21 protein-coding genes are annotated in these 25,272 nt (G+C 40.4%); 8 read left to right on the forward strand and 13 right to left on the reverse strand.

What is annotated here, in order from left to right:
- Window positions 1–109 precede the first annotated feature (109 nt).
- The 3 genes from ACO067_RS24490 to ACO067_RS24500 form a co-directional block, all read right to left on the reverse strand.
- Complete coding sequence (locus tag ACO067_RS24490) at window positions 110–556, reverse strand: PepSY-like domain-containing protein (protein WP_421879750.1); 447 nt, start codon at window positions 554–556, stop codon at window positions 110–112.
- A 365-nt stretch (window positions 557–921) separates the two neighbouring features.
- On the reverse strand, window positions 922–1,842 hold the full coding sequence (locus tag ACO067_RS24495) for an IS3 family transposase (RefSeq protein ID WP_421878294.1): 921 nt from the start codon (window positions 1,840–1,842) through the stop codon (window positions 922–924).
- Window positions 1,842–2,249, reverse strand: coding sequence for a hypothetical protein (locus ACO067_RS24500; protein WP_421873399.1), 408 nt, complete (start codon window positions 2,247–2,249; stop codon window positions 1,842–1,844). Before ACO067_RS24500 ends, ACO067_RS24495 begins: the two co-directional genes overlap by 1 nt.
- A gap of 514 nt (window positions 2,250–2,763) precedes the next feature.
- Here ACO067_RS24500 and ACO067_RS24505 point away from each other — a divergent pair.
- Together ACO067_RS24505 and ACO067_RS24510 are read left to right on the forward strand one after the other, a co-directional pair.
- On the forward strand, window positions 2,764–3,012 hold the full coding sequence (locus ACO067_RS24505) for a UPF0175 family protein (protein ID WP_421879753.1): 249 nt from the start codon (window positions 2,764–2,766) through the stop codon (window positions 3,010–3,012).
- A complete protein-coding gene (locus tag ACO067_RS24510; RefSeq protein ID WP_421879756.1) occupies window positions 2,996–3,448 on the forward strand; it encodes a DUF3368 domain-containing protein in 453 nt (150 codons plus the stop codon). Before ACO067_RS24505 ends, ACO067_RS24510 begins: the two co-directional genes overlap by 17 nt.
- 949 nt (window positions 3,449–4,397) lie before the next feature.
- On the opposite strand, the gene ACO067_RS24515 is transcribed toward ACO067_RS24510, so the two are convergent.
- The 9 genes from ACO067_RS24515 to ACO067_RS24555 all read right to left on the reverse strand — a co-directional run bounded on the left by ACO067_RS24515 (window position 4,398) and on the right by ACO067_RS24555 (window position 15,481).
- Window positions 4,398–5,741, reverse strand: a complete 1,344-nt coding sequence (locus ACO067_RS24515; protein WP_421879760.1) for a hypothetical protein — start codon at window positions 5,739–5,741, stop codon at window positions 4,398–4,400.
- A gap of 387 nt (window positions 5,742–6,128) precedes the next feature.
- Window positions 6,129–6,518 carry a HipA N-terminal domain-containing protein gene (locus tag ACO067_RS24520; protein ID WP_421879764.1) on the reverse strand — a complete coding sequence of 130 codons (390 nt, stop codon included), beginning with the start codon at window positions 6,516–6,518 and terminating at the stop codon, window positions 6,129–6,131.
- Window positions 6,515–7,522, reverse strand: coding sequence for a HipA domain-containing protein (locus tag ACO067_RS24525; RefSeq protein WP_421879768.1), 1,008 nt, complete (start codon window positions 7,520–7,522; stop codon window positions 6,515–6,517). The genes ACO067_RS24520 and ACO067_RS24525 overlap by 4 nt, the downstream gene beginning before the upstream one ends.
- A 4-nt stretch (window positions 7,523–7,526) precedes the next feature.
- A complete protein-coding gene (locus ACO067_RS24530; RefSeq protein ID WP_421879771.1) occupies window positions 7,527–7,880 on the reverse strand; it encodes a hypothetical protein in 354 nt (117 codons plus the stop codon).
- Between the two features lie 12 nt (window positions 7,881–7,892).
- Entirely contained in the window at window positions 7,893–10,775 is a 2,883-nt protein-coding gene (locus tag ACO067_RS24535; RefSeq protein WP_421879774.1) for a type I restriction endonuclease subunit R, read from the reverse strand.
- A complete protein-coding gene (locus ACO067_RS24540) occupies window positions 10,759–12,003 on the reverse strand; it encodes a PD-(D/E)XK nuclease family protein (protein ID WP_421879777.1) in 1,245 nt (414 codons plus the stop codon). The genes ACO067_RS24535 and ACO067_RS24540 overlap by 17 nt, the downstream gene beginning before the upstream one ends.
- The gene (locus ACO067_RS24545) at window positions 11,996–12,685 is read right to left on the reverse strand and encodes a hypothetical protein (RefSeq protein ID WP_421879780.1); all 690 of its coding nucleotides are present in this window, start codon (window positions 12,683–12,685) and stop codon (window positions 11,996–11,998) included. The genes ACO067_RS24540 and ACO067_RS24545 overlap by 8 nt, the downstream gene beginning before the upstream one ends.
- Complete coding sequence (locus ACO067_RS24550; protein WP_421879784.1) at window positions 12,685–13,905, reverse strand: restriction endonuclease subunit S; 1,221 nt, start codon at window positions 13,903–13,905, stop codon at window positions 12,685–12,687. Before ACO067_RS24550 ends, ACO067_RS24545 begins: the two co-directional genes overlap by 1 nt.
- A gap of 7 nt (window positions 13,906–13,912) precedes the next feature.
- Window positions 13,913–15,481, reverse strand: coding sequence for a type I restriction-modification system subunit M (locus ACO067_RS24555; protein WP_421879787.1), 1,569 nt, complete (start codon window positions 15,479–15,481; stop codon window positions 13,913–13,915).
- Between the two features lie 156 nt (window positions 15,482–15,637).
- Here ACO067_RS24555 and ACO067_RS24560 point away from each other — a divergent pair, with 156 nt between their 5' ends.
- From ACO067_RS24560 to ACO067_RS24575, 4 genes are all read left to right on the forward strand, one after another.
- On the forward strand, window positions 15,638–16,237 hold the full coding sequence (locus ACO067_RS24560; RefSeq protein ID WP_421879790.1) for a hypothetical protein: 600 nt from the start codon (window positions 15,638–15,640) through the stop codon (window positions 16,235–16,237).
- Window positions 16,238–16,284: 47 nt separating this feature from the next.
- Window positions 16,285–17,274 (forward strand): hypothetical protein, encoded by a 990-nt coding sequence (locus ACO067_RS24565; RefSeq protein ID WP_421879793.1) that lies wholly within the window; start codon window positions 16,285–16,287, stop codon window positions 17,272–17,274.
- A gap of 108 nt (window positions 17,275–17,382) precedes the next feature.
- Window positions 17,383–17,703 carry a hypothetical protein gene (locus tag ACO067_RS24570; RefSeq protein ID WP_421879796.1) on the forward strand — a complete coding sequence of 107 codons (321 nt, stop codon included), beginning with the start codon at window positions 17,383–17,385 and terminating at the stop codon, window positions 17,701–17,703.
- A gap of 80 nt (window positions 17,704–17,783) precedes the next feature.
- Window positions 17,784–18,365 carry an energy transducer TonB gene (locus ACO067_RS24575; protein ID WP_421879799.1) on the forward strand — a complete coding sequence of 194 codons (582 nt, stop codon included), beginning with the start codon at window positions 17,784–17,786 and terminating at the stop codon, window positions 18,363–18,365.
- Between the two features lie 117 nt (window positions 18,366–18,482).
- On the opposite strand, the gene ACO067_RS24580 is transcribed toward ACO067_RS24575, so the two are convergent.
- Window positions 18,483–19,606 (reverse strand): IS3 family transposase gene (locus tag ACO067_RS24580; RefSeq protein ID WP_421869815.1). Its coding sequence is split into 2 segments (ribosomal slippage): window positions 18,483–19,351 and window positions 19,351–19,606, totalling 1,125 coding nucleotides; the frame shifts between segments, so codons are not numbered across the junction.
- 569 nt (window positions 19,607–20,175) lie between these two features.
- Here ACO067_RS24580 and ACO067_RS24585 point away from each other — a divergent pair.
- Complete coding sequence (locus tag ACO067_RS24585; RefSeq protein ID WP_421879801.1) at window positions 20,176–20,613, forward strand: hypothetical protein; 438 nt, start codon at window positions 20,176–20,178, stop codon at window positions 20,611–20,613.
- Window positions 20,614–20,638: 25 nt separating this feature from the next.
- Window positions 20,639–25,267, forward strand: coding sequence for a PKD domain-containing protein (locus ACO067_RS24590; protein ID WP_421879804.1), 4,629 nt, complete (start codon window positions 20,639–20,641; stop codon window positions 25,265–25,267).
- Window positions 25,268–25,272 lie beyond the last annotated feature (5 nt).

Consider the following 25,272-nt stretch of genomic DNA (forward strand, 5'->3'; position numbering starts at 1 on the left):
AAATATACAAAGCCACCTTTAACCCGCCAATACCTCCAAATAGGTATTTATGCTTGAGAAAATCTCAGTCAAGCGAGATTATACCACCGCCTTAGCCCTGAACCGACTATCAATTTAATTCTACCTCCCGGGTAAGTGTGCCTTTGGTATCGGCCTCTATGTCATACTCGTGACCCATGGCCAGTACCTGCATTTCGTAAAACTGTCCAGTCTTTTTCTCAGCAATCATGGCATGCTCAATCTTGTAATCCTTGAAATGATCATGTAGTGAAAGATTGACCTTGAAAGGCACTGCAGCCGTGATGATCTTGTGATCTGTTTCTAGCCAGTCTCCATCCAGATTGAATTTGGCAAGATACTCGGTATTGTACACCGAGAACTGTGCCACCCAGTCCGCATTGGCATCCAACTCCCAGCTAACCTCCTCTACATCAGGATACCTGAGCTCAAAGGACGTTCGCACTTCTTTGGGGATGTTCTCGTTTTCCAGCTTTTGTAGACAAGAAGGTAGTATGACAAGAACGAGCACTGCGGGGAAGGTTATCAAATACTTCATAGGATTCATGTTTGAATGTAGTGCTAAGAAAGTGACCAATTCGGGAGAAATTCTGGATTTGAAGATGGGTATGGTTCGATATCAGCCTTTACTGCTAGTCATTTTCAGCGCTGACCCGGATGAGTGCCAGTAGTCGTCTTGATCATTTCCAACTCTATGACCTCATTCGTTGATCTACTATCGTCATTCCCCCGAATCCTTACAAAAAGTTGATTCTTTTAGAGCAAGTGAATTAGGATTCTAGGGGAATCTATTTCATGATACCTACCAACCCACCCTAATATCTTTTCTCCAGAAAACTGACCCGTCCTAAAATAAGTTTACAAGTTAAAAGATACGTCCTATTATTTATTTACAATTTTTGGTTAATCCGATTCTAGGTTTACAGTTGTTGAATTCGGATAATAATTCTTCCATATTCTGGATACTTTCAAAGAATCCGAATTATGTACCTGAGAAGGTTTCTTATTTGAAATACTCATGTGAGGCCTCTGCTCATTATACAGCCGTACAACTTCTTCAAGTAGCTGTTGTGCTTCTTTCAAATTGTTAACCTCATAGCACTCGAGGTATTCATTTTTAATAATACCATTTACACGTTCAGCAACAGCATTTTCCAAAGGGTCACTGTTTTCGGTCATGCTGATCTGAATAACATTATCCTGCAATAGCTTTACATACTCACTACTGCAATATTGTATTCCTCTGTCAGAGTGATGGATAAGGTTTTCTGCAGGATTCTTTAGCGATGTTATAGCCATTTCAAGAGCCTTAATGGAGGCAATAGCTTCTAATGTTTCTGAGACAGAATAACCCACTATTTTATGGGAATACGCATCTGTAATAAAGCTGATGTATAAATATCCATTAAGCATTTTCCAATAGGTGATGTCGCTGACCCACAATTGATTAGAAGATGTTGGAACAAACTCCTTTATCAGGTTTGGATATTTTTTCAACCAATGAGATGAGTTTGTAGTATAAACCCTTCTTTTTCTTTTTTTGACTAGCAAATTATTGTCAGCTAAAAGATTAAAAAGAGCATCTCTACCCATTTTTATTTGATGATCAAGCATGAACGGATCAAGTAATTCATACAATTTTCTAGTACCCATACGTGGATGGCTTTGACGAATATTTTTCACTTCATTAATAATCAAATGATGTTCAAACGTTGTTTCTTCAACATTCCAGTAATGTTGGTAATATGATTGTCTGGTAATACCAAATAATAGGCATAAACGTCCCAGGGCAACTCGTTGATGCCTTTCCTTTAAGGTGGTTATTACTTGGTATCGGACTTTTTTCGAATAGGTATTTTTAGCTCTTTTTCAGCAATGTCAATCATCAACTCATAGCCCTCTACTTTGAGCTGAGCTACTTCCAATTGCTTCTTTAGTTCCTTGATCTTCTTTTGAAGCTCTACCGGGTCTTTATCGTTTTCTGGTTTATCCAATATTGTAAACTGCTGTCGAGGTGAAGATACCAACTTCGTTTGTTTTAACTTAGGATCTCCCTGGATATAACCTAGTTTCCGCATCCAATTGAGGAGCTGACCGTGCTCTTCTGTCTGTCCAGTATATTTTTTCCAAAGCTCAATTTTGGAATAGCAGCCTGACAGATACTCCTTGATCATCTCTTCACGTTCAGCCCAGCTAATCGAGCCACCTGTCCTAATATTAGTTTTGTCCATTTTTTAGTTTACATTTTGTGTAAACTCATTTCAGGACAAGTCAACGCTATTCTTTCCTCTCCCTCCCTTAGCAATGGAGGGAAAATTGGCACACAAATATGGTGTGAAGTTTCGAGTTTTGGTTGAAGAGGATTTCAGGAAACGGTGATCAATCACAAGATCAGGCTTGAGCACTCCATCATATTTTAGACAATTGCATTAATAACGAAAGTCAAATAAAACCATCAATAGTCAAATTATATTTAACTCAGGTTGAGTTTTCGTATCTTTGATCATGTTAAATAAGTTTTAACAATGCAATTAGAGAAAAAAAAGTAGAATAATTGTCAGACGCTGCAAGTGTCGATTTTCTCCATCAAAAAACTAAACTAATTGCGTTATTTGGAACTGGGTGCTGTATGTAAAGCTACTTAAATTGACCAATTGGCCCGGAAGCAAAAAGTAGCTAGTGGAAAAAGAATAAGGGTAAGTTTATTAATTGTGGGTTTGACTGAAACTAAAAAAGTCAATGATTATGAAAACAATCACTTTGAATATACCGGAAGAAATAGATGAAAAAGAAGTGACCATGGTAGTCGCGTCACAGTTGTATCAACAAGGCAAACTTTCTTCTGGCCAGGCTGCTGATCTTGTCGGCATCACGAAACGGGAATTTGTTGAATCTTTAGGCAAGTATGGTGTTTCGGTATTCAGTGATTCCGTAGAAGATTTAGAACATGATGTTCTCAGTCTGAACAAATTCCTGCATGATAATAATAGCTGATACAAGTTGCCTTATTACCTTAGAAAGATCAGACGCACTTTCCGTTCTACATAAAGTATTTGGCGAAATAGCCATCACTCCTGAAATAAGGAATGAATTTCAAAAGCCACTCCCCGATTGGGTCAAAGAGATTCCAGTAAAGAATAAAGAATACCAGATACTTTTGGAACGGACACTCGATAAAGGGGAGGCAAGTGCCATAGCTTTAGTACAGGAACTTGAAAATGCATTTCTTATAATTGATGAAGTAAAAGGCAGAAAAGTAGCTCAAAAATTAGGGATCAAATTTACGGGTACACTGGGTGTACTATTGGAAGCCAAGAAACTTGGGTACATAACATCTCTTCAAAAAATGATTTCAAAATTGAAGGCTAATGGTTTTAGAATTTCTGAGATCGTTGAGGCACAGGTATTAAGGAAGGCCAATGAATTGTAGCCTTGAATCACCCTGTAAATTTTGAAAAGTGGCTTTAATCAACCAAGATAGCCAGAATTGGCTTCAATTTGAATCTTGTCAAAGCTTTTGAGTAGCAAAGAAAAAGGGTCACTCGAAACACAACAATCCTCCTCAATAGACCAATGAAATAGTTGCAGATCGTCATCCCCCAGGGAGTGACGACTCGGTTTTCTCAGTTCACTCAGTGGTTGTGTCCCCAACCCACCCTAACTTCACTCCTCTAAAGAAGTGGAGTGACTGGTGAATTGGGAGGAAATTATGTTTCATAAAAAGATTAACGTCAACCTTAAGAATTCCATAAACAATCGGCCAGAAATCTGTGGGTGACGACTGCTCCTTTCGTCATTCCACGACGCAACGAAGTGGAGATCGGGGAATCTATTTCATGATACCTGCCAACCCTCCCTAATATCATTTCTCCTGAGAACGCTATTCTTTCCTCTCCTTCCCTTAACAATGGGGAGAAAAGCTGTTAATGGAAATGAAAATCGTTTCATTTCACCTTTGAACTTTCTATCGTCATTCCCCGAATCCCTACAAAAAATTGATTCTTTTAGAACAAGTGAATTAGGATTATAGGGGAATCTATGAGAAAATAAGCACTTCTTTTGAAGACGCAGACTCCCTTAGAATCATAAATCATTTTCCTATTGGTTGTAGATTGTCTAATCGATTCAGGGAGTGACGTACCACATTGATTTGAAATGCTGTTTTTTATTGATACTTACCTGCCAACCCTCCCCAATATCTTTTCTCCAGAGAATGCTATCCTCCAACTCTCCCTCCCTTATCAATGGAGGGAAAAGCTGTTACTGGAAATGTGAATAGTTTCGGTTGGCTCCCGCACCATCAAGTAGACTCCTCTAAATCACAGAGTGATTATTGCTGATATCACACCCTCAATACTTCCGCACTCTGTTTTCTATGTTCAAAACAAAGGCTTACCAAATGGAACTCCAAGGCTCAGACCAAAAGACCAGTCTTTGTTGCTGGTGTCCCACCTGAGCTGTGGCTCAATGTTTAGGCGTGTATCATCCTCCTTCCCCTTGAGGTTAAAAGGAACTCCGACCTTCCAGTACCAAAGATCGTCACCCTCGGTAATCCGGTATTCACCGGATCCGCTCAAGCCTACGAAACTGAAGTCACCTCCAAACATCGCCGTGACCTTCCCATTGATACTGCTGGTGACAATTGAGGTATCAATGTCACCCACATAAACATCGGTCTTGTCCGTTTGGGTATGCTCTATCTCAGGATTGGTCTCATCCCGTTCTACGAATTTGTAAAAAGGTACGGCACTCATATCGTCTCTTGTGATACTGTTTTGCCATTTCAACCCATACCACCCAGATAAGAACAACACAAAACCGCTCCTTCGTGTGTACAAGTAGTTGGCAGCTAAGTTTACAGTATGCGGACGAAGTGGTAGTGTGTCAATAGCTGTAGAGGTGAGATCCGGTGCAGTGAAAAACTCTGTGGGTGTCACTGCAAAAAAGCCATCAAAGGATATCCAGCTTTTGTGCGAACCAGCAAACAGCTTGTTTTCGACCATATAGTCTACTACTTCTTCTGCATACTCCGCCTTCTTTGCTTTTTTCAATCGCTCAGTGGATAGCTCCTTCTTTTGGCTGTCTGAGAGGTTATGCGTTTTGGCATAGGCATCTAGCTCTGCCTGAATCTTATCTCGCTCCTTGGTGTATTCTTTTTTATAAGTGGTAGATAGAAAGCGCTCATAGTTTTGAATCCTTTTAATGTTTTTGTCTCCTGATTCTCTATTAAACTTTTCCTGAACAGACCTCAATGCATAGCCATACGTTAATCTACCTGGAAACAAGTAGGTGCCTTTGAAAAACACCCCAGCACTACCGGAAAATCCATCATTGGAGTCAAAAATCTCAGCAAACTTGTCCTTGGATTTGAACCGGGCTCCAAACTGGAGCACATAGGGTATGTAGTCTTTTTTGGTTTTGCCAAACCCAAATGATCCACCGATGGTCAGCTCACCATCAGCTTCATCCACTATGGCAAAGGTATTGCTGAGTGCAAGATCCTCTTTGCCACTAAGCTGCTTGCTAATCTGCTTGTTAAAAAACAAATTGAGCACTTCAGGAGACACGTGTTGATTGTATCTTCGAAAGATCGAATCAGTCTTCGGAGCGATCTTTTTAAGTGAATCGAACGAAATGAATTCTGCCAGTTTCAGGTCTTGACTAAAGACGGACAGGCCAATAAGGCTAAACAAAGCCGAGAGGATAATAGGTTTGGTTTTCATGGTGATCAGTTGATTGCATGGGATTTTAAGCTCCCGTTATTTGACACAACAAACCTATTACCTTCTACAAAATTTATAAATACCTCTTAATAGGTATTCGTTGAACCGAGAGGCGTGTGCAGGTGGAATCTGTTAGCTTCACAGTTTATCCAAAAACCGCTTCACCTCCTGGAGTTGCGCCTCGGAGAGGGTTTTTATTTTGTTAAGAATGTCAATCTTCAACTGGTTATCACCGGTGCCATTGACTTTTTCCTGTAGATTTTCTTCGAGATTATAGTCAGCCAGACCAACTTCGTGAATGTGCTTAGGCCGAGATTAAAACAGATTGAAAATTATTAGGACAGAATCAAAAAAGGCCTGGATTCAATCCAGACCTTTTTAAATTAGTTATGAAGCGATCAACAAATAGGGGTTTGTCGTTGACCTGGCACCAAAGCGCTTTAAAAGTTGCGCTTCGCTATTTTTATCAATATTCTCGCGTTCGATGATCTCCTGAATCATTGGCTGCTTCAAACCCGGTATACGGATTTTGAAAAACGGCCATAACTCTGAGGCTCGATATTCTTTGCTCAAGTCGGAAAAACCTGTCAACCTACGATAAGTATCCTGATTTCTAAAATCCTCGGTGTATCGAAAAATCCATTCATCATCCTTAGACTCCAGGTAAGCCATCTCTAAGTCGTCAATTTTCAATACAAATCTATAAGGTTTGGAATTATCCAGATAGAACTTCTGGTCTTCCGATTTACTGAATATTTTCCTTAGTAAATCTTTCATAGTATCTCCCGAATCTTTTTGAAACGAACGCTTAAAATTCGCTCCATCATTGTTAACCTTTCGCTACTAATTAACGTCGAAACGGTCTCATTTAGTTTCTGCAAAGATAACTGCTCTTTTTCAGTAGTTACAAGAGCAACTATAATATTTCGATAATTTGGTGATAAACCAGTCAAATACTTGAGTAGTTCGAAATGGTTGGCGTCCGAATTTTCATCGAAACTAAATCTGGGTTTGGACCTATTACAATAGGCTTCAATAGCTGAGGAATCACTTGATGATCTCTCATAAAGTTTCATCACTGCTTTTTCATCCAGGTTCCAAAGCAACCCACGGGCACTGTCATAAATAGGAGAAAAACGGACCGGTCCTTCATCCTCTTTCCTGATACTACCAATGACTCCCCAATTATAAAAATGTCGATCATTATTACCTACTATAGCGTCAAAAGCGATCAGCTGGATCAGGGAGTTAATTATTTCCGCTGCATCATCATGATGCACATATTTGATTGCCTCCTCTACTACTGAGAATGTTAATAGTTCACGTCTCTCTCGCTTGTTTTCGTTGATTTCATCTATAAACTGGCGGTCTTCAAAGTACTCAGCAAGTATTTCTGTTCCGTGAATTAGTCTTTTACCCTTCTTTATAAAATCCTTGCTTAGAAACCTGATCTGTCCATTCGCTATAACTAATCTGGTCTCATTCATAATAAGGCCAAGAGCCTCTCCTATTTTATTAATTGTATACTCTATGACGGATTCATGCGGATAAGATTTGCTACCAAACTTGGCATAATATCCATCCCATGTCTTTGGGTTGGACTTTCTAGGGCAATCCTTGTAATAAAAGTAGGCTTGAATGTACTGCTTTGGAGCATCACCATCCGGCGTAACAGGCAGCACCACGTAATGTCGCTCCTTAAGGTGCTCTATCTGCCCAAGTCGTACTAGACCAGAGTGTTGCTTGTACTTTTCCCGACGCAGTGGACTATTCGTATTCACCAGATCAATTTTGTTCTTCAGTTAATGAAAAAAGAACCTCTCCTTCAAATACTACAGTTAAAGAGGGTAATGAGTCTGTTTTATGAGGTTTAGTGCATTCAAAAATAAAATCACGTGGAGTGTCTCCTTGAAAAATGACTTTTAGTTCGCTGCTATATTCTTCAGGTATAGACTCATGATATTCCAATTTTAAAAGGATCTTACCGCCTTCATCTACAGTATCGAATGGAATATTTGAAGAAGTGTCTGAATCTTTTATTTTCAACTCTCTAGTGTCTTGATTGTAGACGAAAAGAAAATAGTCCCTTTGGTATCGGATAGTAATAAATGATTTGTTTGGCAATTCGTAAATCTTCATGGCTCGAATTTATTACCCTACCATCCCATTAATAAACGTCTCCATGAAGTGGTAGATCTTCGTAGAAACGCGCTCAATTACTGATTTTCTCTCTAATATTTTCGGTTTCACTTTGAGAGTGTCAGCAATATCATCTCTCAGTGGCTTGCGCTCAGTAAAAAGGAAGTTACCAATCAGGGATTCTAATTTATGAGCCTCCAGGTTTTCATCATTCACCAAATCATCAAATGCCTTGGTGCGCTCTATTTTCCAGAATACTTCAAACTCTTCCTCGATCTTGTCAGCGTCAACAGTTGGGAGGTTCTCACGGATGAACTTCTGAATCAATTCTCGTTTACTTCTTAGCTGTGTTTCCCCTGACAGCAACTCTTCAATAGCTCTGGCTTGCTTCTCTTTATCTTCGTCTTTCTTAGAGTCTTTGAGTTTCTTCAGGAGTTTAAGGATGTAAGCCACATTGATTTCATCTCGGTGAATCAGTTCTAGCTCAAAATCAACATCGTCAAGAATAGATTCTTTCTCCTTACTCTTGGACATTTTCACTTTATCGTGAAGGTCCAGGTATTTGCTCTTGAAATCCTCGAAAAGTTGCTCTGGCATAGCCAGGTCATTCCAGGAGAACTCAGAGTATGACTTTGTAATATTCAATAAACGCATCAACTCCCGAAAGCAAGTCACAAAGGCAAATTCCTCATCTTCAGAAGGCAGATTATCTACACTGCTCACGGTTGGTGTAATGGAAAGCAACTCGATGAACTTCTCGTTGAACTTTCTGGTGAACTCCTGATAAGGAGGCATCATGATGTCTTCCTTTGCCTCTTTGTTGGAGAACAAAGTAATCGCGTCATCAGTGGCCTTTTTAAGGTTTCTGAAGGCGATTACATTCCCGTGGGACTTCTGCTCGTTTAAGATGCGATTCGTCCTGGAGTAGGCCTGTATGAGCCCGTGCTGCTTAAGGTTTTTATCGACGTAAAGTGTGTTGATCAGTTTGCCATCAAAGCCCGTTAAAAACATACTTACCACTAGAAGGATATCGATGTTATTCTCAGGAAGATTATCGGTACGCTCCATCATCTTGATGCGCTTACCTAAATCCTTGTAGTAATTGTAAAATGATTCAGAGTCTTTAGTAGTGAAGTTTGTTTGGAACATCTCATTATAGTCACCTATATAGCTTTCCAGCTTATCTCGGGAATGATTCATTCCATATGTTCCCGCTTCTTCTGCGGCCATCTGATATTCAGTCTCAGGAGGCAGTACCAACCCGTCAGCTTCTTCATCCTCCTCATTGGCAGCATAGGAGAATATGGTTGCTATTTTGAGGTCATGCTCTTCATCAGATTTTTTGCGAGCAAAGATTTCATAGTACTTAGTAAGTACATCAATGCTGCTGACGCAAAAGATAGAAGTGAACTTCCGGGAGTGGGTCTTTCGATTATGATTCTGAATGATGTAATCGACAATCTTCTCCAGTCGCTTTGGTGAATCATAAAGTTCTTTAGTATCGATATCTTCTACCTTGATATCCAGATCCAATGATCTTCCATCTTTCTCACGATACTTCCCAACATACTCGATGGCAAACCGAAGTACATTGACATCCCGGATAGCATCTGTGATTACGTATTTGTGCAGGCATTTATCAAATAGAGCCTTTGTGGTGTGTTTTATCCCCGCTTTACTTACAGCATTGTCTACAAATATTGGAGTACCCGTAAATCCGAATAATTGATGGTTGTCAAAGAAGGTGACAATGCGTTGGTGCGTATCTCCAAACTGGCTTCTGTGGCACTCGTCAAAAATGAATACAATCTTCTTATCCTTCAGATGCTCGATCTTCTTCAGGTACCTGTTTTTATAGATAGCCGTGTTTAGCTTTTGAATGGTGGTGACAATTAGCTTATTATCCCCCGTAAGTTGTTTGACAAGTGTTGCGGTATTTTCTGTGCTGTCTACGCTTCCTTTTGAGAAGCTATTGAACTCATTGGTGGTTTGATAATCCAGATCCTTTCTGTCCACCACAAACACAACTTTGTGTACTTCTGGTAGCTTCATGATCAATTGAGAAGCCTTGAAGGAAGTTAAGGTTTTACCTGATCCGGTCGTGTGCCAGATATAGCCATTATCAGCTGAGGTTTTGGTTCGATCAATGATAGCTTCTACCGCATAAAATTGATAGGGTCTAAGTACCATTAGAATCTTATCCGTCTCATTCAGTACAATGTACCGAGCGATCATTTTACCCAGATGGGCAGGATTCAAAAAGTCGTGTGCAAAGTCTGATAATTGGGTGATGTTTTTATTGTCACTATCAGCCCAAAAGAAAGTTTGTTTAAAGCTCTGTTTACGGTTGTTCGCGTAATATTTTGTGTTCACTCCATTGCTAATCACAAAGAGCTGAATGTATTGAAATAGGGCGTTGTTAGAACCGTAAGAATGTTTGTGATATCTGTTGATCTGATTGAAGGCCTCTTTCATCTCCAGCCCTCTTCTTTTAAGCTCTATCTGCACTAATGGAAATCCATTGATGAGCAGGGTAACGTCGTATCTGTTGGTGTATCTACCATCGATGGTAATCTGCTGAGCTACCTGGAACTCATTATCCAGCCAGTTGTCTGAGTTAAAGAACTCCAGGTATATGGAATCCCCCGATTCGTTGGTTAGCTGAAAACGATCTCTGAGCGTCTTGGATCTTTGGAATACAGATCCCTTATTAAGATAATTGATGACCTTGGTGAAATCATGATCGGTCAAGGTGACATCATTGTAATTCTCTAGTTGAGTTTTGAGATTTTGCAATAAGGCCGCCTCATCGGGAATGGCTACTTTTTGATAGCCCAACTCAATTAGTTGATCAACTAGATTGTCCTCAAGTATTTGTTCAGGTTCCCTGGTCATTTGGCGATGACTTTATAAAAAGCTTGTGCTCTTCAGGAAGAGCATCATTAGTTTCGATAATAAATCTAATGCTTTCATTTACAATGTGATCTAAAAGTGACTTATAATTGTCTGATCCCACATCCATTATGATTTTCAAAAATTCATATTCCCCAAAATGAATGGGGCTGCCATCAAAGGCTAGTTCCTGATAGTGTGGCCACTGAGTAGAGTAATGATTGAATTCATCATTTACTGTGAGAACTTTAGAATTATCAAATAGTCCAACAAAAAGAACACCATTCAGGTTAGCACTTCTATCCCCATTAAACGTTTCAATGCCAAATCGAAGAGGTTTTTTGACTTCAGAATCAATCCAAATTTGCGCATATCGGCTATTGATTTTAGAACCAACCTTGGCCTTTAAAGGAACCTTCTCTTTCAAAAGTCTATCGTTAATAGAAGCCGAAACAACTTCCCGAAATTGCTCTTTTGCATCTCTTCGAAACTTAGAAAAGTTGGTAGCTATGTAATCTGCCTCCTCTAGGTGATTTACCATTAGCTGGCGGAGCTTTTCCTCTTGTTCATCTTCCATATCATTTGTCAGTTTCTTAATAACAACCATGTATTGCTTGATGCTTTCTCTTAAGATGGGGTTGTCTGCAGCATCTCTATGACAGAGCTCGAGCCAATTGATAATCTCTTTATCATAGGCAATTGGCTGGTAATCTGATCCAGGAACTAACCCGTCACTGCTTTCTTTACTAGCTTCCCTCCCATCCAATGTGAGATAATACACACTATTTTTGTCCTTATTATGTGCGTGATACCTAACCACTTGCTTCTTTTGGTCTCCAGCATAAATTTTGTTTTCAATGCTTACGGTGTTCCCCGTCGTACGATCCAGGATGTAAATATCAATTCTGCCTCCCATACCTGTATCGTGATCAACCTTTCCAACTGATTGCTCGAGGTAAACTTCAGCCTCATCAGGGTTGATCGTCTTACACTCGATAACTTTAAGAAAATGCGTCAGAAAAAGTGAGTTCTTTAGGTGAGAACCTTTAGGGTTCAGTAACTCACCGATAAGTCGAGAGTGCAGTTTATTCTCATCGGTCGTTACGTTGAGGATTTCAAAAACATTGAATTTCTCACCACGATAGCGCTCTATTTCATGCTGAGCAGTTACTATTCCTTTAGTACTAGACAGCAAAGAGATAAGACCGATTTCAGAAATGGATTTAGTCATCAGGATGCATTAATTTATACATATCCAGAGTGTTGTCGACGTACTTTCTCACTTGACCAGAAACAGTATTGTAGAATTTATTCAGGTCGTCAGGATCAACGTCAAATCTCATATTGTAATGAAGGATACTTCCTCCTTTTAGTGGCGTTTTGCATCTAACAAGATTGTCTAACCCTTCTGTCTCATGGAGCATATGGTCAATACTATGATCAGCCACAATACCATAGTAATGAACTTGCTCCTGTAACTGATACGCGTCTATGATGGGTTGACCAAAAAACAAGGATTTTTCTAAATCGGCCGTAATTAATCCAGTACTAATGCTGCCTTTAATAGGTACAGGTTCTTGCTTCACACAACAACCCATGTGAAAACCCTGACAACAATTCACTATCATCTTCAAATCTGCTATGCTGTCATCTGTAGAGAAAAACATAATGGTATCTGAGAAGGTAACAGTTCTTATTCTTTCTTCGAAAATAGAATTATCAGAAACCTTAAAAGTAGTACCACTAAATAGCTTAGCTATCTGTGATACAGCAGATAAGCTCTCCAATATTTCCAACACATCTCCATGACTTTTCTTTGCGACTAATTCCTTAAAGCCCATGATGTCCATAAACGCTACATGTCGTTTACAAGTAACATTCCAATCGCTTTCTTTGAGCAAGCCTAATCCCATCACACAAACATTTGTTGTAAAAGCCCTTTTTTGAATTTAGTTACTCCAGTGATTTGCTCTTCTACTTTCAAGATCTTTAAATCCAACGCTTTAAGAAAAGTGGCAATTTTTTGTTGCTCAGCAGTACACGGGAATGGAAGTTTTAAGCCTGAAAATGCATCATAACTTATTTGTTTACCATCTCTAATACCAATAACTGTTTTACTAATTCTCGATATGAAATCTTCCTTTTTGAAATAATATCTAAAAAACTCCTTATTCAGGTCTTTACTTGGCTTAAGTATAGTGTAAGCTGGACTACAGATACCGAGATAACTTGAATATTCTATTCCCCCTTGAAAGGATCTAAGAGAAATAACGAAATCACCTTGCTCTACTACTTTGTAAGATTTAATGCTAGCTTCACTTGACTGAATTTCAATTCCAATAGAATCACGAGGTACTACACCCTTGTCTTGCGTAGCTGCTAAAATTGGAAGATCTCCATTGTGATCTTTGTTAGTATGGTTTTTGAAAACCTCTTTAGCTCTTAATTCCTCCCAATCCGGAAAGTCTTTTCCATTGTTATCCTTAAACCGAATTTCTTGGGTGAACAGCTTCTGCATTACTCCCTTCTTGTATTGCACCAGTAGTTCCTTTTTGCGAGTGAGTAGCTGGATTTTTTTGTCTACTTCTGATAGAAAGGAAGCGATTTTCTGTTGTTCGGGAAGTGAGGGGTAGTTTAAGTTTAGTCCTAGGAAGTTTGGTTTGGATATATTTTTCATAGATCCACTAGTCCCTGTGGCAATACTTGAGATCATATATCTCATCCTTGGAGTAACTAGCAGATATGTGAGCCATTGTGTATCGATATCCGAAGTGGTATTTGTCATCCACAATCGATCAGGAATGAATAAATTCATAAAGTCTTGATCAATATACCCCAGTTCTCCTACCAGTTCTGGAGTATTCATTCGACTGATTAGAATAGCTCCTTTCTTGGGATTAAGCCTTGCCCTTTCGATATCATTTTCTAGAATTATTTTATTTTCATCAGGCAGAAACTTTCCACCGCTTACACAGCTTGTTTTCAAGATGCCTAAACTGTTTTGTTTGGCAGGTTGATCACTGGAATTTACACTTACACCAGAATCTAAGGAAATTATGAATTTTGATAGACTAGCAGGGTTCCAGTCTCCAGTATACCTAGGAAACCTTAAGTTTGGTATTTTGGGTTGCATCGACATTTTAGAATGGACGTTTGATTCCCAACTCCTTACAAAACTCTTTGATCAATTGATCTGATTCTTTCATGCTTGATTCTAACATAATAAGTTCATCTGCGACATTAACCAGATCAATAGGCTCTTCCTCTTCGAAAGTGTCCACATATCTTGGGATGTTGAGGTTGAAATCATTCTCAGCGATTTCTGCTATTTCAGCCTTGTAGCTGTATTTGTCAGAATCTTCTCTGCTTGCATAGGTATCAATGATCTTTTTGATATTGACATCAGTCAGATAGTTCTGATTAGTGCTTTTCTCAAAGTGCTGGCTTGCATCAATAAAAAGTACATTGTCGGCATGTTCTCTTTGCTTTTTCAGTACCAGAATACAGGTCGGGATTGAAGTACCGTAAAAGATGTTTGCTGGTAAGCCAATTACTGCATCCAGGTAGTTGAGTTTCTTGATCAGGTATTGCCGGATATGTCCTTCGGCTGCTCCTCTGAATAGTACACCATGAGGCAGTACAATCGCCATAGTACCCTTATCATCCAGATGGTGTATCATGTGCAAGAGAAAAGCAAAATCCGCCTTAGAAGCGGGGGCGAGTTTTCCATATTGGCTAAAGCGATCGTCACTCATGAATCGTCCACTGGATGACCAGTTAGCCGAAAACGGAGGATTAGCCACTACTGCCTCGAATCGCTCCTCTATGTGCATCGGTACTTCTAAGGTATCATCCTGCTGTAAGTCGAACCTACTATAATGAACATCATGTAAAATCATGTTCATCCGAGCTAAGTTAAAGGTGGTTCTATTTAGCTCCTGACCATAGAACTTACCCACCTCTTTGACTTCACGGGCCACACGCAAGAGCAAAGATCCTGATCCACAGGTTGGGTCATATACGGATTTAAGTTTGGTCTTGCCATTGGTGACCAGTTTCGCCAGTATGGTGGAAACGGCCTGAGGAGTGTAGAACTCACCAGCTTTCTTTCCGGCGCCACTCGCAAACTGACCTATCAGGTATTCATAAGCATCCCCAAGCACATCAGCTTCCGTATCTCTTAGTTTGAAATCTATTCGATTGAGATGCTGTAGTACTCTTACGATTAATTCGTTTTTAGCTTTCTCTGTTTTGCCTAGTTTAGTCGAGGTAAGATCCAGATCCTCGAATAATCCTCCAAACTCTTCTTCACTGTCTGTGCCTAATGTACTATTCTCAATGTGGTTAAGCACTTCATTAAGATCATCCAGAATGAAATTGCTCTCACCTTCTTTTCCTGAGCCGCGTTCTACCAGTTTGTGAAAGAGTTCAGATGGAAGAAGGAAATACCCAAGTGTATCGAGTGCTTCTTCTTTAACAGCCTCCAGTATTTCTGTGCCTTCTTTAGTAGTTTCGTCTATTTCGCTAAAGGAAACACCATCCTGTTGAAGCAAGTCGTCAGCATAGATCGCCAATCGCTCCGATAAGTATTTATAGAAAATGAATCCCAGCATGTAATCTCGGAATTCATCCGCACCCATTTTACCTCTAAGTTCATCAGCTACTTTCCATAGCTGACCTTGAAGCAATCTCCGTTGTTCCTCAGACATTTAGTTATTGGCTAGTGTTTATTGATCATTTGAGGGCAAAAAACTACTACAATTAGCGCTATGGTTTATTTAAAATGCTGAAAAATATATGAAAGGCATTGATTTCCTCAGATCAAAGCGTTTTATTCGAAATTATTATTGCCAAATCGATTGCTTATGAGTTCAGTCATCCGAGAAGAGATAGTTCAGGCTGTCAGTCGCCTTCATGATCCTTCCAATAGAAAGCCTATTAGTGAATATCTCAAAAACTCTTTTTTGAGTCATCAGACGATTCCTTATGAAAAAGGAGTTTATGCATTTTGGCTCGACAATCGAGATAAGAAGGCTAAAAACTTGCATCGGTCTCTTCAGATCAAAGGTCGTCAACTGAATAAGGAGACTATTAAAAAGAACAAAAAGGATGAGAAATTTGAAATGCATCAGGTTCTTTGGGATTGGAATTTAGATGATGACTTCATCCTTTTGTATGTTGGTAAGTCATCTCGGGTTTCCAATCGGATTGCGGAACATTTGAAGTTAGGCACAAAAAAGTGGAAGGTGAATCCTTTGGAAATTATAAAGCCTAAAAACATTACATCCTGTCAGTTGCGATCTGGAATTCAGCATTTGTGTCAAGTTGAGGACGCCAGGCCTTTTATTATTAATAATGTCCATTTGTCAATCGTTGAGGAGCTAAGTTTTGAGATGAGATTCTACATTGAGGACTCAGCTATAGGTCAGGGAATGCCTTGGTTTAACCTGGATTCAGAGAGATGAAAATAATTGCATGATCATCAAATCAAAATCATAAAACCTATTGAATAATGAAAAACAGATATGAAAAGGCTCTTGGCCTGCTTTATTTCGGAATCATCTTTTTGATTTTTCTGCTGATTGTTGTTTCCATCGTTGCAGTAACTTTCACTGGAGCCAAAGAAGTGGAAGTAAATAATGGCACATTTGGCCTTATTCTAGCAGGAATTACCATAACTCTAGCTTCATCCATTATCATACCCAAAATAACACTAGAGAAAGATGTCAAAGAAGAAGTTGCCAAGGGTTTTGATGAAGCTGTTCTTAAGTTTCGTGGGGAAATAGAAGAATCCTACCACAAGGACTTGTATCGGACTGATGCGCATCTATCCAAAATGATTGCTTTTTTCCTATTTCAGGATCAACCAATATGGTCTATCGGATGGACTTTTCGATCCTTCAAAAGGTATGTTAAGCTAGGTATAAGTTCGAAAAACCGTAAAGATTTGAATACTTACAAGGAGTTCGCGTTTTTCCTTTCTGACAATTTAAAACGTGCAGAATCTTGCTTTTTCGACTCTCTTGGAAATGACATAGATTCTAGGGATACTTTGCATCAGAGAATCAAAGATCGGATTTATAATGTTGAAGCGAAATACGAAACCAATGAATCTGATTTGATTTTAAGGACGTGCAAGGATGTACTGGATTTCGAATTCAATATTACTTATAACAAAGTATTAGATAATTATGGCTCAGATATTCAAAAGGAAACCGAAAAGATGATTAAAAATGTGAGTGTCTTAGTAAAGTGCTTATTGGTGTTTTTTGAGAAAGAAAGGACCAAAGAAATTACTTATAATAAAGTAATAGGAATCTCCGAATATTATAATGATGGAAACTATCAGCTTGCAGTCAATAACTTATTAAATAAAGTCACCTCATTAGATTTTCAGAACCTAACATATGATCAAATAATCCATATGCTAAAAAATGGCATTGATGAAAATGACAGAACATTTCTTCTTAACAAACCGAATTACGGTAAATCAAAACAATGAACGGTTCATCACATGACACTCACAAGGAGCCGTACAATCGTTATTGACTAAGATCTATCCAATATATGGTATTTGTTATTTCTTAAAAAGAAACTTAATTTCAACACTATGGGAAGTGGTCAAACAAATACAAATTTATTCGACCTTGTTAAATCCAAGAAGATATCTTTATCTATAAGTCAAATAGTTTCTGTAGGGTCCTTTTTAATTACCGTTGGTGTCTTTATTGGTGGATTCTATCAATTAGAGAAAAAGATTGAGGACATAGAGAACAGCATCAGAGAGAATGGCAAATCTTTACATCAGGTAGATATAAATATTCTCAAAGTAGAACAAAAGTTGAGCGGAATTCAAGAGCAAGACATCTCAAATAGATTGAGAAGTATCGAAACAAAAGTTGAAAGTATTCTACTCGTGATGGATAAATGAAGTTGGTAAAACCGCTATCCTTTCTGTCTCTCCTTTTATTGGTTGTTATAGCCTACTCATGTTTGAACAACCGTGTTGATATGATTCTCAACGAACAAGTGATTACTAAACGAAAGTTAGAGTTCGTTAGAAGAACTACACAAGAAATCGACTCACTTACAGATTCTTATATCTCTGCTAATCTGGAAGATTCATTGAATGTGCAATTAAACAGTTTATTTCTTAAAATTGACTCCTTGGATTCTATGATTAATGATTTATCAGTATCAAAAATTAACAGTTCATTGGAAACCAATGTTTTTGTTTTTGCAAGAGATAGTACAAAGAAAAAACCAAGTCACTCAATACATACCGGAAAAGTTTACACCATGGTTGATAAACAGCCTAGTCCTCCAAAAGGATGGAGTCAGTATTATGATTGGATCAAAAGAAATATGGTCTATTCAGAAGCCGCGCTAAAACAAAACATTGAGGGTAGAGTCTTTGTGCAATTCGTAGTTGAACCAGACAGCACACTAACCAACATTGAAGTAGTTAGAGGCCTTGGGTTTGGTTGCGATGAAGAGGCTGTCCGTTTGATAGAAAGATCACCACATTTTATCCCGGGTACATTAAAAGGAAGACCTGTTAGAGTTAGAATTGTTATACCAATAAACTTTTAAAAAAGAAACAGCGAGGGTTGAGGGAGCTCATCATTATTAATTAAGGGCACATCAATATTAAAAACCATTTTAATAAGTAGTGTAACCTCCCCATTATTAGGACTGGGATCAAATAGACTAATTCTCTAAATATTTACAAAATTCATTCTGGTAGTTTTCATTCTTAGTTTGGTATTTCAGATACTGAACGGGAGATAGTTTGCTCAGGGAATCATGCCCTCTGACTAGGTTATAGTCTTCAGCAAATTCACTGGTCTTCTTCCTTACCGATTCAAGTGAATCAAATAAATAAGCATCCAGTATATCTCTTCTGTAAGTTCCATTAAACCTTTCTATATAGCTGTTCTGCATCGGTTTTCCAGGCTGGATATAAGCTAATTCAATATGCTTTTCCTGACACCAATTCTTCAGTGTGTTGGAAATGAACTCAGGGCCATTATCTGTTCGGATTCGTTGTGGTTTACCTCTCCAGAAAATAGTCTTTTCAAGGACTCTAATGATCCTTTCAGCAGGTAAAGAAGTATCGATTTCAATGGCCAGTATTTCACGGTTAAAATCATCAATGAGATTAAAAGCTCTAAACTTCCGTCCAGTAATCAAGCTATCGGAAACGAAATCTGCTGACCATGTATGGTTAGGTGATGCAGGAACTTCCAATGGTTGCTTAACTCTCGCTGGAAGCCTTCTTTTACGCTTTCGCTTCAAGTTCATTCCGATCGATTTATAGACTCGATATACACGTTTGTGATTCCAGGGGTGACCTTGTTTCCTAAGCCTGTCGAACAGCTGCCAAAACCCTTCTGTAGGGTGTTTGTCAGCTAATCGATTAAGGACATCAATCACCTCATGATCATCCTTTCTGCTCTGATAATAATACATTGATTTGGATAGGCTCAGTATCCTACAAGCCCTGCCAACACCAACAGTAAAACGTTCTCTGATGATGTCAGCCTTCTCCCTTTTAATGCAGGGCTTTAGATCTTTCCCGACAGTACGTCTTTCAGTATTTGATGGTCCAAACTTAAGTCGGCAAACATCTGTTTCAAGCGTCTGTTTTCCTCTTCCAACTCCTTGAGTTTCTTTAACTCATTGGCTTCCATACCTCCGTATTTCTTTTTCCAGTTATAGAGGGTAGACTTATGGATGCCATATTCACGGCAGATGCTCTCTTGATCTCTGCCTGATTCATGTTCCTTGAGCGCTTTGACTATCTGCGCCTCTGATATTCTTCGCTTTTTCATCTTGACTGTTTAAATGTACAATTTTTGTCGCCTTTCAAACAGTCCTATTTTTAGGGAAGCTTACAGTAGGTGTTCTGATATCTCAATTGCAAAAAAAGAATGAATTATCAGTTGGTACCATCTACCAAAACCACATTTCATCAGATCAACGCCGGGTTACTTCCCTTTTAAGAGTCGAACACTCTCCGCTCCCTCCTCCACCAACCCCACTTCCCCTAACTCGTGATCTACCATCCTCAGGATCAACCACAGAAATACCTCCAATTCGGTATGGGTCGGTTTGTTTAACCCGGATTATTCAATAGAATATTTAGGGGATGTATAGAAAATATTCTATTGAATATTGACGAAATAATTCTGGAATACAGAATTATTTGTCAGGGTAACCCTGACAAAGCCAAAGCTTTCGTCAGCTGATGACGCTTCAGTCACAGTCTGAAAAGCTTGCTTCATCAGACCCGGAGGGCAAATTATGCTTCAATGCATAATTTGGGTTTAAAAAATGGTACCTTTAGTCATCCGCTTCGTTGTGAAGGCACGAAGGAATGATTCAACTATAAAGGCTTCTTTTGAAGAATATTCAGTTACTTCCGATATGCCTGGTGTTGTTAACAACCCTGGCATGTAAAAACTCCCCATCCACTTCTCAAACAGTTTCAGTGAAGACTGCTAGTTGGCACAACTGGGTGGGTGGTGTACCTGGTGTAGGTGGCACCAACTATGTCATTCAATTAGCCATTGACCAGCAGGAAAAGTGGACCATTACCAAACTGATCATCGATGAAAAGGAAGTTCCATTTTCTACGGATTTGGAAAACGGGGATTTGGTGGTTCGTGGTAGTGAAAATGGTAACAACCTGGATGAAACCATTCCACCCAATCGCAGGCGACCCCTACTTAGGGAAAGCAACCCCCAATCAGCGGTCTTAACACTTGAATCCGACGAAAAAACAATCCAACTATCCATAGATCATTTCCAACAAACTGAAACCGTATCTTATCCATAATAAAGCACTTAACTAACCTAACAATATGACATCTTGGCGTAAACTTATCATGCTATCCGGAGTGGCTATCACCGCTTCTGTTTCTGCATTAATCTACACAAACTCTCCTATTGCTGATAAAGACGACTATCAGCAATACCTGGAATCTCACCATTACCACCCCAACAACAATCGACACATTGATTGGAGTAAGCTATCGAAAAGAGATCGTCCGGATTTGGCGTGGCGACAGGACTTCCTGCGCACCATGAACCCTGCAACGAAGCACCCTACTCCGGAGAAGTTGATAGCAGGTAGACGGGCAATCCGTGATCACTTTGCCAAACAGGCACAGCAACGAACCGGCTCGGTGGATTACCCCTGGATTGAGCGTGGCCCCAATAATGTTGGGGGTAGAACAAGAGCACTCATGTGGGATCCAAATGATGTATCCGAAACGAAAGTTTGGGCTGGCGGTGTAACTGGAGGTCTTTGGTACAATGAAGATATTTACGATAAGTACTCACCCTGGATCAATGTGGATGATTTTTGGGCGAATATCGCCATTACCTCTATCGCTTATGACCCCAATGACTCTGACATCTTCTATGTAGGAACTGGTGAAGGATGGGGAGCAGGATCTTCGCGAGGAGCTGGTATCTGGAAGAGTACAGATGGCGGAAGCACATGGAGTCAATTGTCCAGTACGGAAGACTACTATTATGTGAATGACCTGGTTGTTCGAGATGAAAGTGGCTCGTCGGTTATTTATGCTGCCGTAGATGGCAATTATTATGAAGGGGCCTGGCACAATTCTGCAGATGCAGGTCTACGGCGCTCCACAGATGGAGGAACCACCTGGTCTTCTGTACTTCCAGTAATTCCACCTGACAACTCCGTGAGCTTTGTTCCTGCGGATATTGAGATTGGAGCGGATAACAGAATCTGGGTTGGAACCAGACGAACCCCATACAGCAACACAGACCGAGGCGGTGGAAGGATATTGTATTCTGACAATGGCACCACCTGGACCACTTCCTATGAGTCTTCCGGTATTACCAATGGCCGTGGACGTGTAGAGTTGGCTTGTGCTCCTAGTGATGAAGATGTGGTGTACGCGGTAATAGAAAATGATGGCATTGCTCATGAAATGGTTGCCACATCAGATGGAGGCGCCAACTGGAGCGCAATATCAGAGCCAGCCGATGTAGATACCGGCATACCAGATACAGACTTTACCAGAGGGCAGGCATGGTATGACCTGATCATGGCGGTTGATCCCAGTGATGCCACACGCGTCATTGTGGGCGGTATAAGCCTGTTTATCAGTGATGATTCGGGAGCTAACTGGGATCACTTGTCCAAATGGTCCAACAATAACAATATGTCGTCCCTGGATGTCTCGCTCGTTCACGCCGATCAGCATCAGATAGCTTTCAAACCAGGATCATCCACAGATGTCATCTTTGGGAACGATGGCGGGGTTTACCTCAGCAGTGATATGGATCAGACTGTCCCCACTATTGACTCTAGAAACAAAAACTACAACGTCACGCAGTTTTATGCAACGGCCATTAATCCTGAAGCAGGATCAGATCAGATGCTGGCCGGAGCCCAGGATAATGGCACACAGGTGTTTACCAAGTCGGGTATGGCAGATACCTATGAAGGAAGCGGAGGAGACGGAGCTTTTTGCTTCATTGATCAGACCGATCAAGACTATCAAATTTCATCCTATGTGTACAACTCCTACTACCTCTCCACCAATGGAGGTCAAAGCTTCAGTTCCTTCGTTTCCGATCAATCAACCGGACTGTTTATCAATGTGGCTGACTATGACGATAATCAAGGCATCCTCTACACCTCAACTAATTCGTCATCGATCGGTCGGTTCCTGAATATTCGGTCAGGAAGCCCTTCTAGAAGTGATTTTTCGGTCTCTCTGGGAGGAGATGCTACGGCCATTCGTGTTTCACCATATACCACCACCAGCACAACGCTTTTTGTGGGTACAGAGAGTGGATCTTTGTTTAAGGTTACCGATGCTGACGGGTCACCGAGCTCCTCCAACATTACAGGATCGAGTTTTCCTTCGGGTACCATTATTTGTGTTGAGGTAGGAAGCGATGAAGATCACTTATTGGTTGTATTCTCCAACTATGGAGTTTCGAGTCTATGGGAAACACAAAATGGTGGATCAACATGGGCTGAAAAAGAAGGAGATCTTCCGGACATGCCCATCCGATGGGCCTTATATAATCCGAATAATTACGATGAGGTGATTGTTGCTACGGAGTTAGGATTATGGAGAACCGAGGATATTACCGCCTCCTCTCCCGCCTGGGATCCATCCAACGAAGGCTTAGCCAATGTTAGGATAGATATGTTGCAATACCGTGAGTCGGATGATGAGGTGGTAGCGGCTACATTCGGTAGAGGATTATTCACTAGTTCGGGTTTTTCAACCGTGACCGGTCCCAGAGCAAACTTCACGGTTTCCAGCACCCAAGTAGCTGATGCTGAAGAAGTGACTTTTACAGATGTGTCACTCGGAGATCCTGTATCCTGGTCCTGGACATTCGAAAATGGAACTCCCTCCACCTCTTCCGATCAAAACCCGTCCGTTTCGTTTGCCGGAAATGGCGCCTGGGATGTTAGTCTCACCATAGAAGACAGTGAAGGAAATGTAAGTACCAAAACGTCCGAAAGATTCATCACGGTCGTCCCAGACGCGGATTTACCCGACCTGGCTCCGTATAACCCATCCAGTTGGGAGGATAAAGTAGTGGTTCATACCAACACTGACGCCACAGATGACGAAGACATCTCCTATGGGGATGACGTGCTCATTTCCTACGCTTATTCCAACTTTGGTGATATTGACGTTCCGTCCACAGTATTCAAACGACGCATATTAGTTGATGACATGGAAGTCTACAATTCCAATTCTGCCGGTGGACAATTAGCCGGATACTATTACTGGGTGACAAATATCGACATCTCAAGTTACAATTTAAGCCCAGGTGAGCATACGCTTCGCCTTCTATTGGATGAAGATAATACCATCACAGAAAAAGATGAATCTAATAACGAATACGAGCGAACCTTCACGATTCTGACCAATACCATCACCTGGGACGGAAGTGATTGGAGTAATGGCACGGGACCTACTTCCACTGACAATGTGGTGTTCTCGGGTAATTTTGATTTTCAAACAGAAGCCATCTCTTCCCTTGAGGTATTTGATGCGACCATCAATGATGGGGTGATTGTTTCGGTGAACAATGGCAGCAGTTTCCAGGTGAATGGAAACCTCTCCGCAAACACAGGTTATGTAGACGTAGCTTCTGGTTCTTCTTTGATCTTGTTAGGGTCGGCTACTGGTTCCTTCCACCAGATTCATCGATCCACTACATTTGATAATGCTACCGGTAAATACAGCGTTATCGGCTCACCAGTAACTTCAGCATCCACCAATGTTCTTGGTGCAACCATCTACGAATATGACGAGACCATAGCCTATGGAGCTAATGGAAATTCGAGGTTTGTTGAGGTAACTGACGCGGAGACCATGCAGCCTGGAGATGCCTACTTTTCTGCTTTTTCCGGGGACATCACGTTCACAGGAGAACCCAATACTGGTTCCATCAATCAATCGTTGATCTACAGTGCAGCCGAAGGTTCGAATGCGGGTTTCAATTTGGTATCCAATCCGTACAGTGCGGCTATAAGCTATGATGACCTGATGGCAGAGAATGAGGACATAGATGGAACAATCTACCTATGGGATGATGGCGGTTCTGATAGCAACCAAAGAGACAATAGCGACTACATCACTGCCAATAGTATGGGAGCCGCAAGTGGTGGGAGTTCCAGGTCCACCGACTGGGATGGCTACATCAGGTCCACTCAGGGATTTATTGTCAAAGCCAATAATGCCGGCACACTGGTATTTAACAGTGACATGACCTCAACCGGAAATAACTCAGATCTAGGCTATTTCAGACAACACACACAGAATAAGGACGTCCTTCGGCTAGCTATCAGTGGAAATGGCTATTCCAATGACATACTCATTGGTTTTAGAAGTGATGCCACATATGGAGTGGATAGACTTTATGACGCCTATAAAGTGAAAGGCAATAGTCACCTGCAACTTTACTCACTCATTGGAGACTTGCCTTATGCCATCCAGGGCTTACCTCCTGGAATGGATGAATACCTGATTGATTTGGGATTTGACTGTGACGAGGGTGCTACCTTCGATCTGGAAGTGACAGAAGCATCGTTAGATGGATATTACACCTACTTGATAGACAATACGTTATCTAAGCAGGTTGAGCTTGGAACGCATCAATACTCTTTTGAGTCGAGTTCCTCTGATTTCAATAGACGGTTTCAATTGCTGCTAACCAAATCACGAATATTAAGTGCATCGGCTCCACAAACTGATTTAACCATTTATGCCGGAAATAACCGGGTAAACATCCAATCAAACTCCTTTGCTGGTCATGCAGACATTGAAATATTCACTATTGGTGGACAACAAATTGGGCACCACGAAAACATCAATCTATCATCCGGTCAATGGAGCACCCCAGTAAGACATAAAGGTCTGCTTGTTGTAAGAGTGCAAACCCCAGAGGGCTTGATCATCAAAAAAGTAATCAACTAAACGCA

This window comes from Marinoscillum sp., from assembly GCF_965229915.1.
GTDB lineage: Bacteria > Bacteroidota > Bacteroidia > Cytophagales > Cyclobacteriaceae > Marinoscillum.